The following is a 13,122-nucleotide window of genomic DNA, read 5'->3' on the forward strand; positions in this document are numbered from 1 at the left end:
TAGAGAAGTGTAGGCTATCTCACTACAGTGCCGTAATGCGGATGGCCCGCTTCCCACCACATCTCAGTCACAAGCAGATAGATCCAATAATGCCGTTCGGGAGCAGTGGCAAACGGCTGATTCCAAAAGGTTTAGAAAGTGTACCGCTGTTCTGGAATTAAACTATATTAAAAACAGTCATTTATGCTTTTCAAAAAGGCTCAGTTTGCACAGTTTACAAACCAGAACAGCTAAAAAACGCGAGTAAAAACCGGAAATTATCTAATGAAATCAAATGGCTGGGGAACCTGGATTCGAACCAGGACTAACGGAGTCAGAGTCCGTGGGTCTACCGTTAACCTATTCCCCAGCAGGGTCGCATTTCAGTTCAGTGTAACTGAGTGCGATTTCGACAGAAGCTAGATGCTTCATTAGTCGGTGGCCACCATCTAGCGAACTCAAACGGGTAGCGCAAGCCCTTCTTTTAAAAAAATATGGCAAATTCAGTTATTTCTTTATTGTGCTTCAAAAGCATACGCTTCGTACTACAGCTTACTCAACGCGCATAAAAAAAGCCCGGCAGCAGAGGTGCGGCCGGGCAAAAGGGCAGGCTGGCCGAGAGGGTTCCCGGCTGTGAAGGTGGCGCCCGCCAGATGTTCGTTCAGCAGATGTGGCGCGTCGCCTCCACGCGTGCGCGTGCATCTGCAAGTGCGGCCAGTATACGGGTTGGATCATCCGTCATACGTGTATGGTTCGCAGTATAAATATCTCCACTATGAACCCCGATATCCCTGAGTAGGTAGCTATCAAGTTCATTAAGGTGAGCAACATGGCGTCGATTTCGGAAAAGCGTCCAGCGACGCATAACCGACGTAAACACGGATTGTACCACTTGGCTAAGCACCGAACTGGTTGTGCTGGTTGCTGGTAAATGTGTCATGGTGGTCTTGCTGATCGCTGTCATTGCCGCTCTCCTTTAAGCGCGCTTGGTCAAAATGTTTCTATCGTCAGGTCATTCGCTTTCGCGTCTCCATTCCCTGCGACGCCAGCTTTATCCAATAATAGAATTGATTGTTCCAACGAATGTTTTTAATGTAACAGTTCAATATTCGTGATGGATCATTTCGATGAGTGCGCCTTTAGATCTAGACCAGTTGCAAACCTTCATTGCCATCGCGGATACAGGTAGTTTTACCAAAGCCGCCGACGCTGTCTTCAAAACGCAATCAGCAGTTTCGATGCAGATGCGCCGCCTTGAGGAACGCATCGGCAAATCGATATTCGAACGAGATGGGCGAATTAATCGTCTGACTGAAGATGGTGAGCGGCTGTTGCTCTATGCGCGTCGAATGCTTTTGCTTAATGGTGAAACGATTGCAGCCTTTGACGACACGCAACTCGAAGGCCATGTGCGCATTGGTACGCCGGATGATTACGCAGATCGGTTTTTGCCTGAAATCATGGCGCGATTTGCGCGTTCAAACCCGCGTGTAGAGCTGTCTGTGGTTTGTGAGCCGACGGTCAATCTCGATGAAATGATTAGGCGCGGTACGCTCGATATCGCTCTTGTCACGCAATGCGATGACAAGCGCCGGTCTGAAGTGGTGCGAACCGAGCCGTTGTTGTGGGTAACATCGGCCAATCATGCGGTGCATGAAGAGGCTATGTTACCATTGGCTGTTGGGCGCCCGACATGCATATGGCGCCACGCGGCAATTGATGTGCTCGAACAGGCTGAGCGCGATTACCGGATCATTATCACGAGTTGGTCGGCGACCGTTCTTGCCGCCGCTGTTCTGTCCGGACTCGCTGTCTCGGTTTTGCCTGAATGCGCATTGCGACCGGGAATGCGTGTTTTGGGTGAGGCTGATGGCTTTGGACGTTTGCCAGAATTTGGCATCGGTATTATGCGCGGGCATACCAAGCAGAACGCAATTGTGGATGCATTGGCACAGCATATTATTGAAAGTCTTGATAATATTTCTTCGCCTGCACCCGCAGCTCTTGCCTCTGCCGAAGTTGCATCTTTCCCGTCCGTCCGAACGCGTCGCGTGCGCAGCAACGAATTATTGCCGGGCTGGTGAGCGTTGAACGTGCATAAGCATGCATAGTGGCGTCTTGTCCCGTTGACCCCTGTTCCGCGACTGATACCAATTACATTATGAGCATGGGCTTCGATTCTGATCCTAAGGGCACCGCTTCCAATGTAGCGGAATATAGCGTTTCTGAGATTTCCGGCGCTTTGAAGCGTACGGTCGAAGATACGTTTGCGCATGTGCGCGTGCGCGGTGAAATTTCCGGCTATCGTGGACCGCACTCCTCAGGACATGCTTATTTTGCGTTGAAGGATGATCGCTCGCGGCTTGAGGCTGTGATCTGGCGCGGCTCGATGGGGCGTTTGCGCTTTCGCCCCGAAGAGGGCATGGAGGTCATTGCCACTGGTAAGCTGACCACCTATCCGGGCTCATCCAAATATCAGATCGTGATTGAGCAGATGGAACCGGCAGGCGCTGGTGCTCTGATGGCGCTGCTTGAAGAACGCAAGCGCAGACTTGGTGCGGAAGGTCTGTTCGATCCGGCTGCAAAACAGCTTTTGCCTTTCATGCCGCGGGTGATTGGGGTTGTTACATCGCCGACAGGCGCTGTTATTCGCGATATTATTCATCGCATTTCGGATCGCTATCCGCTGCATGTGATTGTCTGGCCCGTGCGTGTGCAAGGCGAGACAAGCGGTGCCGAGGTTGCGGCTGCAGTTGAAGGTTTTAACGCGCTACCGGAAGATGGAGCAATCGCACGGCCTGATGTGCTAATCGTAGCGCGTGGCGGCGGCAGTCTTGAAGACCTTTGGGGTTTTAATGACGAAGTCGTTGTGCGGGCGGTTGCGGCCTCACATATTCCGGTCATCGCGGCTGTTGGCCATGAGACCGATTGGACGCTGATTGATCTTGCAGCAGATGTGCGCGCACCTACGCCGACAGGTGCAGCCGAAATGGCGGTGCCTGTGAAGGCTGATCTGGTGGCAACTGTTGCCACGCAATCTGCGCGCTTGTCTGCAGCCATGTCGCGGTTCATTGATCAGAAGCGTCAGTCTTATCGCGCTGCCGGTCGTGCGCTGCCATCAGCCGATCAACTGCTTGCCCTGCCGCGTCGTCGCTTTGATGAGGCTGCATCGCGCCTCACGCGTGGACTGTTTGTGAACACGCAAAAGAAACGCGTACAATTTGAAGGTCGTGCAAGGCAGCTGTCACATCGCTTGCTTCAACGCGGCTTTGATGAGCAGAAGCGTCATATTAAGCTGCTCGGGCAGCGCTTGCCACGCGCTTTGGAAGCATTTTTGCGCGAGCGCCGCATAGTGTTTGCAAGGCGTGCCGACCGGCTGACACCGGAGCCTTTGCTGCGGCGCACCACGCTTGCGAAGAGTGCTGTTGAGCAGCTTGACCGCCGTCGCGATCAGGCGATTAATATATTAATTGAGCGCACCAAAAGACGCGGGCAGGAACTGGAACGGCTGATGCGCACACTTTCGTATGAAAGTGTTCTTGATCGGGGTTTTGCGGTTGTCTTTGATGCGGAAGGCAAGCCAGTGAAGCAGGCTGTGAATGTCGCTGAAGGTGATGCTTTGTCGATTCGATTCCGCGATGGTGATGTGACAGCAGTTGCAGGTTTAGCTTCAAGAGCCACCTCAAAAGGAAAAGCGAGCAAAACCAGCACACCGGGTTCCGATGACCAAAACTCGTTATTTTAGCAACAAATCCAAAGCCATTTCACATAAATAGCAATTCTTTGCGCACTCTTAAGGCTGACTTAAGTTTGGTTTTCTTTTTCGCTATTCCAGCGAGTCACATGGCTCAAAGAGATGAAGCTGAAAGAGTTTTTGAATGTCGGTTAAGTTTTCCCAAGGCCATGGTGTAACGAGCCGCCGTGCCTTTTTGATTGGTACAAGTGCATTGGCGCTTTCGGGTTGTGTTTCGACAGCACAGCAGCCGGAACCGGCTAAGGTTGCCAAAGCTCCTGCGCCGGTTCGTGCTGTACCGCCGATGTATGAAGCGATGCCCTATGAGCAGTTCCCGCTGCCTGCGGTGAATGTTGCTAAGGTCGATCCGAAATTTTGGCGACAGGAAGTCGATTATCCAACCAGTGAAAAAGTCGGCACCGTGATTGTCGATACGCCAAACAAATATCTCTATCATATCCGTGGCAACGGTCGCGCCATGCGCTATGGTATTGGTGTGGGCCGCGATGGCTTCTCATGGGCTGGCCGCGCGATCATCGCTTATAAGCGTGAGTGGCCGCGTTGGACACCACCGGATGAAATGGTGGCACGCCAACCAGCACTCCAGCCTTATAGCATCGCCAATGGCGGCATGCCCCCGGGGTTGAAAAACCCGCTTGGCGCACGCGCTCACTATATCCACAAGGATGGCCGCGACACGATCTATCGTATTCATGGTTCTCCTGAAGAGTGGAGTATCGGCAAAGCGGTGTCGTCGGGTTGTATTCGCCTGCTCAATCAGGATGTGATTGATCTTTATAACAATGTGCGCGATGGCAGTACGATTGTGGTGATCCCTGATCCGAGCAAAGGAACGCAGGTTTCAGCTTAACCAACAGCAAAAGGCGCGGATTTCCGCGCCTTTTGTTTATTTGCTGCCTGTTGCCGCAGCGATTGTTTCTGCTCCGCGCCAGAGCGATGATCCCTGCATTACGACGACGCCCACAGCCACCAAGAGAACACCCACTATGCGCGATGGTGTGATTTCTCTTGAAGCAAACCCCATAATGCCGAAATAGTCGATCAGCACGGCAGCGATCAACTGCCCGGCAATGACTGCGGTCATAAAGCCTGCGGCACCAAGTTTTGGTGCGAACAGAATAGCTGCCGTGATGTAAGCCACACCGGCAACACCGCCAATCCATATCCACTTTGGCTGTCCTGCAAGACCAGTCAATGTGGGCAACGAGGTTTTCATCGCCAGCAAAACTGGCAGCACACAAATGATGCTGACGATGAGCGAAGCGATGGTTGCCCACAATGGATGACCAAGTGCGCGGCCCAATGCGGCATTCGCGCCTGCCTGAAACGGTACAACAGCGCCCGCGATAAGGGCGGCGATTAGGAATGTGAGTGATCCTTGAGCCTGCATGAGAGTGGCCTTTCCTGTGTTCTTTCGGCTCAAATCTAGATATAGATGAGATGAATGTGAAATTCAGATTATTGGATCAATTATGCAGCAGATGAATAATCTCAGAAATGTCGATCTTAATCTGTTGGTCATTCTGGATGTGCTGCTTACAGAGCGCCATGTCTCTCGCGCAGCCGTTCGACTCAATATGAGCCAGCCCGCGGTCAGTCATGCCTTGGCGCGTCTGCGTGAGTTGCTGGATGATCCACTTCTCATCCGGGAAGGCGCTGGTCTTGTGCCATCCATTAAGGCCATGGAAATCGCAAAGCCTCTGACGGAAGCGCTATCAGGCGTGCGCGCTGTGCTAGGGCCGCAAGGTTTTGATCCGGCAACGACGCAGCATCGCTTTAATCTGTCGATGTCAGATTATGGCGGCAGCATTGTGCTGCCGGGGCTGGTGCGCGAATTGCGGAGAGACGCGCCGGGGATTGATCTCTCGATCAGTCAGTATAGCCGGGAAGGTATGATTGCGCGTGTTCTGGATGGCGAGATTGATCTCGGCTTTGGTGTGTTTCCGCATCTGCCAGCGCAGATCGCTGCCGATATCCTGATGCAGGACGAATATGTCTGTCTTCTGGATCAACGCAGCCTTGAAGGGCGGGCATTTGATGCGAGAGCCTATTTCGCACGCCCTCATGCGCTTGTGGCTGTGCGGGGCGATGCCACGACAGAGATTGAAGAGAGCTTAAAACGAGAAGGCCACACGCGGCACATTGCAGTGGTCGTGCCGCATTGGGGTGTTGCTCCGCACCTGATTGCGGGTACAGACCTGATTTTGACTATTGCGCGCGGTGGTTTGAAAAATCTGCCGCCGGATGACAATCTCATCGTGATGCCGGTGCCGGTGAAACTGCCGCCGATACCCTTTGTGCAGATATGGCATAAGCGCCGGGAAAGTGACCCGGCGCATCGCTGGTTACGGTCGAAGATAAGCTCGACCGTTTTTAAAAATTAGTAAGCGTATTCGAGGAAGATCGGCTCGATAGAACCAGCCCAGACGCTGTTGTAAGCTTTGAGCATGCGTTCGGAATCGGTGATGCCAGCGGCTATGATTTCTTCAAGCGGTGCGAGGAAATGCGTTTCGTCAAACCCGTCGCTGTTCAGCTGTTTGCGGTTGAGAAGGCCAAGACGCGAAATTTCCAGTGTCTTCCGGGCGATCTGTGCCACTGGCTTGCCACGGAACGTAGCATTGAGTGCCTTTGCAGGAACATCATTGCGCAGCGCCAGGACCTCTTCATAGGTCCAGTCTTTCGTCAGATCTTCTGCGGCATCGAGCGCTTCATCATCATAAAGCAGACCAACCCAATAAGCAGGCAGGGCGCAGATACGACGCCATGGGCCGCCATCAGCTCCGCGCATTTCGAGGAAGCGCTTAAGGCGGACTTCCGGGAACAGAGTGGAAAGATGGTTGGTCCAGTCGCCCATGTTCGGCACGGGATCGCTCACTTCACCCTTCAACGCGCCATTCATAAACTGGCGGAAGGTGACATGCGTGCAGTCATGATAGCGGCCGTCACGCAGGATGAAATACATCGGAACGTCGAGCGCCCATTCGACATAATCAATGAAGCCGAAGTTTTCCGAGAAGACAAATGGCAGCACGCCTGAACGCTGATTGTCGGTATCGCGCCAGATATCTGAGCGCCATGATTGAAGACCGTTTGGCTTGCCTTCGGTGAAAGGCGAGCTTGAAAAGAGCGCAGTCGCAATTGACTGCAACTTCATCGAAACCTGCATTTTGCGGCGCATGTCGGTTTCGGAGCTGAAGTCGAGATTAACCTGCACCGTACAAGTACGATACATCATGTCGAGACCTTCATGCCCGACTTTCGGCATGTAGTTGCTCATGATCTTATAGCGCGACTTCGGCATAACCGGCGTTTCTGCCAGCGTCCATTTAGGACTGCCGCCAAGGCCGAGGAAGCGAATGCCGAGCGGTTCGGCGATCTCACGCACCTGCGAAAGATGCGCATTCACTTCGCGGCATGTCTGGTGAATCGAAGAGAGCGGTGCGCCCGACAATTCAAACTGGCCGCCCGGTTCGAGTGAAATCGCACCCTGTCCGGTTGGTTCAACGAGGCCGATAATATTGCCTTCATCGATGATCGGCTCCCAGCCAAGCTTGGCTTTCATACCTTCGAGAATGGCTTTGATACCGCGCGGTCCATCATAAGGAACAGGGCTGTTATCCGCGACATAGAACGGAAATTTTTCGTGCTCAGTGCCGATGCGCCAAGCATCTTTTGGCTTGCTGCCTTCGGCGAGATAGGCTGCGAGTTCTTCAACACCAGTCAGTGCTGTTTCATCGGTCGTGTCGCGCGCCATATAGTTTGTCCCTAGTCGAATTTGTGTTTGTGAGCGTGATTGGACAAATTTGTCAAATCGCGCAAGTCAATTTCATTGATGATTGAATTTTCTTGAATTCATGCTGGTGCTTTCCAGTCGCCCAGCACGGCCTGAACAAGCGTTAGTGCTGCAACGGCTGCGGTATCTGCGCGCAAAATGCGTGGCCCAAGTGGAATGGCGGTCACAAAAGGCAGGCTGCGCAATTGCTGTCGCTCGCTTTCCGAAAAGCCGCCTTCTGGCCCAATCAACACAGCATAAGGGCCGGGTTTTAAGTTGCTCAGAATAGTCAGCGGATCATCGGTCTCATGGCCTTCATCGCAGAAAATCAGGCGGCGCGACTGGTCCCACTGTCCTAAAAAGCGGTCAAAGCGTATTGCATCGCGACATTCTGGGATTGCCAGCACGCCGCATTGTTCCGCAGCTTCAATCGCGTTTGCTTTAATGCGATCCGTGCCAAGTTTGGGCACTTGCGTATGCTGCGTAACCACGGGTTGCAGCACACCTGCACCCATTTCAACGGCCTTCTGCACCATATAATCAAGCCGACCTTGTTTGAGCGGTGCAAAACAATAGATCAGATCGCAAGCTTCTGGCTGCGGGCGGGTCTGTTTAATTGCTTCGAGAAAAAGCCGCTTCTTGCCCTCGGGGCGAAGCTTGACCTTCCATTCGCCGTCCTGCCCGTTAAAGGCCAGAACTTCGTCGCCTTCCTTCAACCGCAGCACATGGGTTAGATAATGGGCGGCTTGGGTTGGAGCTTCGACGCTTGCGCTGTCAGCAAGCTGGGCTTCAATGTAAATTCGTTGCATTTTATAATTTGCGCGCATGATCGCATCGATGACAGAGGCCGGTGCCGATGGTCAAGCTTTTTGGTTACACCCGAAGCGTCATGAGTGAAGTTACACGTTTAATTGATACCAATAAAAACCAGTTGAAATAAACAAGATTGTATCCATATAGATATGAACCTATCTATTTGAATGGAACTTAAATCATGAAACAGGCCTGGGTCGAATTTGCACCGCTGCTCTCAGCCAATTCGCGCGGATGGCGTAAAGCTTTTGATGCGGCAATGGCAGAGCACAGTCTTTCCGATGCAAAAGCCATACCGCTCATGACGCTTCTGCGCCACGGCGACCGCATTCCGCAAGGTGTGCTGGCTGAAAGAGTAGGCATTGAGGGCGCAACGATTGTTCGCGTGGTGGATGATCTGGAAAAAGAAAACCTGATCCGCCGTATCGCAGACGACTCGGACCGCCGGGTGAAACTTATTCAACTTACCGATGAGGGTCGCGCCCTTGCGCAGAAGGTCGAAAAGACTGCAGCGCGATTGCGCACAGCCTTTCTGGGTGATCTTGATCCGGAGGCTGTCGATATCGCGATGGATGTGCTGCGTAAGCTTCATGAGAAGTTTCAAAACCAACCTTCCTGAGCAGAAAACGCTTCAACAACCATAGCCGTAAAGAAAATGATTAAGCCTGCTGAAACATTGCCACGATTTTGGGACGTGGTCTTCTCGCTGAAGACCTTTGCGGCCGCTATGCTTGCATTGTGGATCGCTCTAATAGCGGACCTGCCCAATCCCTATTGGTCGGTGGCTGCGGTTTATATCGTGGCGCATCCGCTTTCGGGTGCGACAACATCGAAGGGCTTTTATCGACTGATCGGCACGATCATTGGTGGTGCTGTTACGATCCTGTTTGTGCCGCATCTGGTCAATTCGCCTGAAATCCTGACACTGGCCATCGGCTTGTGGATGGGTCTTTGTCTGGCAATCAGTTTGCTTGATGGCACACCGCGCAGCTATCTCTTCATGTTGGCCGGTTATACGGTTGCAATTGCGAGTTTTGCTGTCGTTTCGGCTCCTGAAACCACATTCAATTATGCGGTAGGCCGCGTCGAAGAAATAGCTATTGGCATCATCTGTGCTGCAGTGGTCAATCGTCTGGTATTTCCACGCCACAGCGGCCCAGTTCTCGTTGCGCGTATTGATAATTGGCTGCGCGATGGTTCAAAGCTTGCGGTTGCCACATTGCGCGGAGAGGGTGATAGCCCTGAATTTCTGCGCGACCGTCAGCGGCTTGCAGCCGATGCGCTCGAATTGCGCAATCTCACAACGCATGTTGCTTATGATACATCGTCCATCCGCAATGTCGGAACGCTCCTTCATGTCATGCAGCAGCGCATGGTTGCCCTTTTGCCCATCGTTTCAAGCTTGCATGATGTGCTTGTGCTTAAACCCGATGAAGGCGAAAAGCCTTGGCATCCAGCAGTTCAGAAGCTTCTGGACGAGGCATGCGACTGGCTTGAAAGCGGAGAAAGTCTGACTGAACAGCGCCGTGCAGTTCTGCTTGGCTATGTTGAAGAAATTGAACGCCACGGCAAGAACGCTGACAGTTGGGACGAATTGCTGCCGTTCAATCTGGCAGCCCGTGTTCGTGATCTTGTGCAGATTTGGAGCGACTGTATCACGTTGCGTCAGGATATAGTTTCGGGCTCACGGCATTCACTGCGCTGGCGTCGTTATGATGCTCATCTGAAAGGACGTCCGCAGCATAGAGATTATGGCATGGCTTTCCTGTCAGGCTTCTCGGCACTGCTTGCGACCTGTATTGCAACAGCTTTCTGGATTGCCACCGGCTGGTCACAGGGCAGTGCGGCAGCAATGATGGCTGGCATCTTCTGCTGTATTTTTGCAGCGATGGATGATCCGGTTCCGGTTATGCGCAAGTTCAGCTGGTTACTTCTGATCGTGATCGTTGCAGCCTTCATCTTTGAATTTGCGTTGTTGCCGCTGGTCGATGGCTTCTTGCCGCTCGTATTGGTGCTGGGCCTGTTTTTGATCCCGGCTGGTCTGCTGCTGGCAATTCCATCGCAGTTTTTGCTGGGCATGGTGCTCTGTGTCAACTTGCCAAACATGCTGATGTTGCAGGGGCATCTCACCCATGACTTCGTCAGCTTCGCCAATGCCAATCTGGCAACGGTTCTTGGGATTGTGATTGCCGCTGTCGTGACCTCAATTGTTCGTTCGGTGGGTGCCGAATGGAGTGTGCGTCGTCTCGTTAGAACAGGCTGGAACGATATTGTTCTGGCAACAGAACGTCAGCCCGGACGTCATCGTCGTCAGCGGATGAACCGTCTGCTGCTGAAAATGATCGATCGCATTGGCATGATGACCCCACGCCTTGCACTGATACCAGCTGCAGACATAGCCAAGGTCGATCTGCTGCGTGATCTGCGAAACGGCATGAACACCATCGACTTGCAGCAGTATCGCGCAAAGATGCCAGAGCCGCTACGCGAGGCAGTGGACCGTGTGCTTGATGGTGTGGGTGCGCATTATAAAGCGTTGTCGCGTGAAGCAAGCGAAAGCGTGCGTCAGGAAATCGATGTGCGACTGCTTGTGGCCATTGATGATGCGATCAGCGCAATTATTGAGAATGGATCGCCAGCTATATCCAAAAGACCGCGCATAGCACTTGTTGGCTTGCGTTTTAACCTGTTTCCGAAGGCGCCGCCTTTTGAGTTGCCACCACAATCACAACTCGAACTGCCGCAGGCCGCCTGAGACGAACTGGACGAATGGAATTAAAGTTATGAGACCAGAATTCGACATCTATGGAATCTACTTGCCGAGCCTCGCGGTTCTGGCATTGGGCGCCTATTTCGCAAACTCGCTGATGCAACGCTTGCTCGCGCGTGTGCGCTTTTATCGTTTTGTGTGGCACAGGCCTTTGTTTGATGCCGCCATGTATTTTTGCATTCTCGGCGTAAGCGCCGTTATCTTGAACGGAATACCACTATGAAGAAGCTTTTTGCACATTCCGGCCGGGTCTTCCTAACCCTCGTCATGGTTACAATGGCAGGGCTCCTCGGCTGGCATCTCTGGGATTATTATATGAATGCGCCATGGACGCGTGACGGCAAAATCCGCGCGGACGTTGTGCGTCTCGCGCCCGATGTATCGGGTCTCGTGACCGAGGTTCTGGTGCATGACAATCAGGACGTCAAAAAGGGCGATGTGATTTTCCGCATTGATCAGGCGCGTTACAAGCTCGCTCTCCAGCAGGCAGATGCAAAGCTCGCCAGCAGCAAGGCGGCGCTTGATATGGCCAATCGCGACCTCACACGCTATCGCAAGCTCAATGACACGACTGTTACACAGCAGAAGATGGAGCAGATCGAAACCACGACAATGCAGGCTGAAGCCACCTATCGTCAGGCCGAACTCGACCGTGATCTGGCATCGCTCAATCTGGATCGTTCTTCTGTGAAAGCGCCGGTGAATGGTGTCATCACCAACTTCTCGCTTCAGCCGGGCGATTATGTAACTGCAGGTTCTGCAGTGACGGCGCTGGTCGATACAGACTCATTTTATGTCTCCGGCTATTTTGAGGAAAACAAACTTGAGCGCATCAAAATTGGCGATCCGGTCGTCATTGATGTGATGGGTAGCAAGGTGCAACTCAAAGGCAAGGTTGAAGGTATCGCTGGTGGCATCGAGGATCGTGAGCGCACTGATTCCACAAGCCTGCTTGCTAATGTTTCACCGACCTTCAACTGGGTGCGTTTGGCGCAGCGCGTTCCAGTACGTGTGAAACTGGAAGATATTCCAGCGGGCGTACATCTTGTGGCTGGTCGCACCGTCAGCGTGTCTGTCGTTGAATAAAAGTGCGTCAATTGGAAAGCAAAGCCCGGCTATTGTCCGGGCTTTTTTCATGTTAGCGATTGGTCATGCAAAATCGGGGGCTTGAGCCATGCGTGTGTTGGTCATCCAAAATTATCCGGACTCGGGTCTTGGCCAGATTGAACCAATCCTGATTGAAGCGGGATACGCAATCGATCTCATACACGCCTATAATGGCGAAACGCTTCCAGAAGACGATAGCAATCATAAGGCGCTTATCGTGCTGGGCGGTGACCAAAACGCACTTGCTGATGATGAGTTTCCCTACTTTCCGAATTTGCTTAATCTGATCCGAGCATTCGGGGAACACGATAAGGCAGTTTTGGGCATTTGCCTTGGCAGCCAGCTTATCGCGCGCGCTTATGGCGGCGAGAATATTCTCAACCGCCCGATGGAATTTGGTTGGCATGAGGTTCGGCTCACAGAGCGAGGTGCTACGGATCCGGTTCTTTCGGCAGCAGGAGCGACGTTCCCTATTTTCCACTGGCATCGTGATACGTTTTCGTTGCCTGATGGGGCTGTTCATATGGCAACCAGCGATATGACGGTCAATCAGGCGTATAGGATCGGGCGCGCGACCTATGGCACCCAGTTTCACTTTGAAGCTGACACCAAGCTGGTCTCGGAATGGAGCGAATCTCTGCGAGAGATTATTGCCGGCTTCGATTCTCAATGGGCGGCTGAGTTTCCTCGAAATGTGCAACTGTCAGGTGTTGTCGCTGACAGAGCAGGTGCTGCTCTTGCGCGGGCATGGGTCAGTCTGATCTGACAATTCGTTGCCACTTTGCCACAGGTGAAAATCATTTGGGTTTTTCAGCCTGAAAGCAACAATTGTAACTGTGACGTTCAGTTGCGGGTAACTTTTTTCAGGTGTAACTGAGGCCACGTTCCGGGTGGCAAATGGTCGGACAAGGTGCAAACCTTGCCCAT

The 13,122-nt window shown here is 52.7% G+C and carries 13 protein-coding genes and 1 tRNA gene; 9 read left to right on the forward strand and 5 right to left on the reverse strand.

Features of this window, described 5'->3' with window-relative positions; translation table 11 throughout:
- Positions 1-275: 275 nt before the first annotated feature.
- A tRNA-Gln gene (locus WH356_RS15010) sits at positions 276-349 on the reverse strand.
- Positions 350-640: 291 nt separating this feature from the next.
- Positions 641-943: a DUF1127 domain-containing protein gene (locus WH356_RS15015; RefSeq protein ID WP_339512166.1), complete on the reverse strand. Its 303-nt coding sequence runs from the start codon at positions 941-943 to the stop codon at positions 641-643.
- Between the two features lie 163 nt (positions 944-1,106).
- Between WH356_RS15015 and WH356_RS15020 the strand changes: the two genes are divergently transcribed.
- The 3 genes from WH356_RS15020 to WH356_RS15030 all read left to right on the forward strand — a co-directional run bounded on the left by WH356_RS15020 (position 1,107) and on the right by WH356_RS15030 (position 4,583).
- Entirely contained in the window at positions 1,107-2,063 is a 957-nt protein-coding gene (locus WH356_RS15020; protein ID WP_339512169.1) for a LysR substrate-binding domain-containing protein, read from the forward strand.
- A gap of 77 nt (positions 2,064-2,140) precedes the next feature.
- Positions 2,141-3,724: an exodeoxyribonuclease VII large subunit gene (gene xseA, locus WH356_RS15025; RefSeq protein WP_421566518.1), complete on the forward strand. Its 1,584-nt coding sequence runs from the start codon at positions 2,141-2,143 to the stop codon at positions 3,722-3,724.
- 133 nt (positions 3,725-3,857) lie between these two features.
- Complete coding sequence (locus WH356_RS15030; RefSeq protein WP_339512171.1) at positions 3,858-4,583, forward strand: L,D-transpeptidase; 726 nt, start codon at positions 3,858-3,860, stop codon at positions 4,581-4,583.
- A gap of 36 nt (positions 4,584-4,619) precedes the next feature.
- Here the strand turns inward: WH356_RS15030 and WH356_RS15035 are convergent, their stop codons facing one another.
- Positions 4,620-5,123, reverse strand: a complete 504-nt coding sequence (locus WH356_RS15035; protein ID WP_339512173.1) for a DMT family transporter — start codon at positions 5,121-5,123, stop codon at positions 4,620-4,622.
- Positions 5,124-5,205: 82 nt separating this feature from the next.
- On the opposite strand from WH356_RS15035, the gene WH356_RS15040 reads away from it, so the two are divergent.
- A complete protein-coding gene (locus tag WH356_RS15040) occupies positions 5,206-6,117 on the forward strand; it encodes a LysR family transcriptional regulator (RefSeq protein WP_339512175.1) in 912 nt (303 codons plus the stop codon).
- Here the strand turns inward: WH356_RS15040 and WH356_RS15045 are convergent.
- Positions 6,114-7,487: a glutamate--cysteine ligase gene (locus tag WH356_RS15045; RefSeq protein WP_339512177.1), complete on the reverse strand. Its 1,374-nt coding sequence runs from the start codon at positions 7,485-7,487 to the stop codon at positions 6,114-6,116. The two genes, WH356_RS15040 and WH356_RS15045, sit on opposite strands and share 4 nt — an antisense overlap.
- Before the next feature lie 98 nt (positions 7,488-7,585).
- Complete coding sequence (locus WH356_RS15050; RefSeq protein WP_339512179.1) at positions 7,586-8,332, reverse strand: 16S rRNA (uracil(1498)-N(3))-methyltransferase; 747 nt, start codon at positions 8,330-8,332, stop codon at positions 7,586-7,588.
- Between the two features lie 167 nt (positions 8,333-8,499).
- Here WH356_RS15050 and WH356_RS15055 point away from each other — a divergent pair, with 167 nt between their 5' ends.
- The 5 genes from WH356_RS15055 to WH356_RS15075 all read left to right on the forward strand — a co-directional run bounded on the left by WH356_RS15055 (position 8,500) and on the right by WH356_RS15075 (position 12,961).
- On the forward strand, positions 8,500-8,937 hold the full coding sequence (locus WH356_RS15055; protein WP_339512181.1) for a MarR family winged helix-turn-helix transcriptional regulator: 438 nt from the start codon (positions 8,500-8,502) through the stop codon (positions 8,935-8,937).
- Positions 8,938-8,973: 36 nt separating this feature from the next.
- Positions 8,974-11,073 (forward strand): FUSC family protein, encoded by a 2,100-nt coding sequence (locus WH356_RS15060; protein ID WP_339512183.1) that lies wholly within the window; start codon positions 8,974-8,976, stop codon positions 11,071-11,073.
- Positions 11,074-11,101: 28 nt separating this feature from the next.
- Positions 11,102-11,311, forward strand: a complete 210-nt coding sequence (locus tag WH356_RS15065) for a DUF1656 domain-containing protein (protein ID WP_250043196.1) — start codon at positions 11,102-11,104, stop codon at positions 11,309-11,311.
- The gene (locus WH356_RS15070) at positions 11,308-12,174 is read left to right on the forward strand and encodes an efflux RND transporter periplasmic adaptor subunit (protein ID WP_250043198.1); all 867 of its coding nucleotides are present in this window, start codon (positions 11,308-11,310) and stop codon (positions 12,172-12,174) included. Before WH356_RS15065 ends, WH356_RS15070 begins: the two co-directional genes overlap by 4 nt.
- An 88-nt stretch (positions 12,175-12,262) precedes the next feature.
- The gene (locus WH356_RS15075; protein WP_339512187.1) at positions 12,263-12,961 is read left to right on the forward strand and encodes a type 1 glutamine amidotransferase; all 699 of its coding nucleotides are present in this window, start codon (positions 12,263-12,265) and stop codon (positions 12,959-12,961) included.
- The last annotated feature ends 161 nt before the right edge of the window (positions 12,962-13,122 follow it).

This window comes from Ochrobactrum sp. MYb379 (assembly GCF_037479515.1).
In the GTDB taxonomy this organism is placed as follows: Bacteria; Pseudomonadota; Alphaproteobacteria; order Rhizobiales; family Rhizobiaceae; genus Brucella.

Excerpts from the sequence above, each read along its gene's own strand:
- WH356_RS15060 (WP_339512183.1), top strand. The coding sequence starts at position 8,974 with ATGATTAAGCCTGCTGAAACATTGCCACGATTTTGGGACGTGGTCTTC.
- WH356_RS15040 (WP_339512175.1), top strand. The coding sequence starts at position 5,206 with ATGCAGCAGATGAATAATCTCAGAAATGTCGATCTTAATCTGTTGGTC.
- WH356_RS15075 (WP_339512187.1), top strand. The coding sequence starts at position 12,263 with ATGCGTGTGTTGGTCATCCAAAATTATCCGGACTCGGGTCTTGGCCAG.
- WH356_RS15055 (WP_339512181.1), top strand. The coding sequence starts at position 8,500 with ATGAAACAGGCCTGGGTCGAATTTGCACCGCTGCTCTCAGCCAATTCG.
- xseA (WP_421566518.1), top strand. The coding sequence starts at position 2,141 with ATGAGCATGGGCTTCGATTCTGATCCTAAGGGCACCGCTTCCAATGTA.
- WH356_RS15070 (WP_250043198.1), top strand. The coding sequence starts at position 11,308 with ATGAAGAAGCTTTTTGCACATTCCGGCCGGGTCTTCCTAACCCTCGTC.
- WH356_RS15050 (WP_339512179.1), bottom strand. The coding sequence starts at position 8,332 with ATGCGCGCAAATTATAAAATGCAACGAATTTACATTGAAGCCCAGCTT.
- WH356_RS15015 (WP_339512166.1), bottom strand. The coding sequence starts at position 943 with ATGACAGCGATCAGCAAGACCACCATGACACATTTACCAGCAACCAGC.
- WH356_RS15045 (WP_339512177.1), bottom strand. The coding sequence starts at position 7,487 with ATGGCGCGCGACACGACCGATGAAACAGCACTGACTGGTGTTGAAGAA.
- WH356_RS15030 (WP_339512171.1), top strand. The coding sequence starts at position 3,858 with ATGTCGGTTAAGTTTTCCCAAGGCCATGGTGTAACGAGCCGCCGTGCC.
- WH356_RS15020 (WP_339512169.1), top strand. The coding sequence starts at position 1,107 with ATGAGTGCGCCTTTAGATCTAGACCAGTTGCAAACCTTCATTGCCATC.
- WH356_RS15035 (WP_339512173.1), bottom strand. The coding sequence starts at position 5,123 with ATGCAGGCTCAAGGATCACTCACATTCCTAATCGCCGCCCTTATCGCG.
- WH356_RS15065 (WP_250043196.1), top strand. The coding sequence starts at position 11,102 with ATGAGACCAGAATTCGACATCTATGGAATCTACTTGCCGAGCCTCGCG.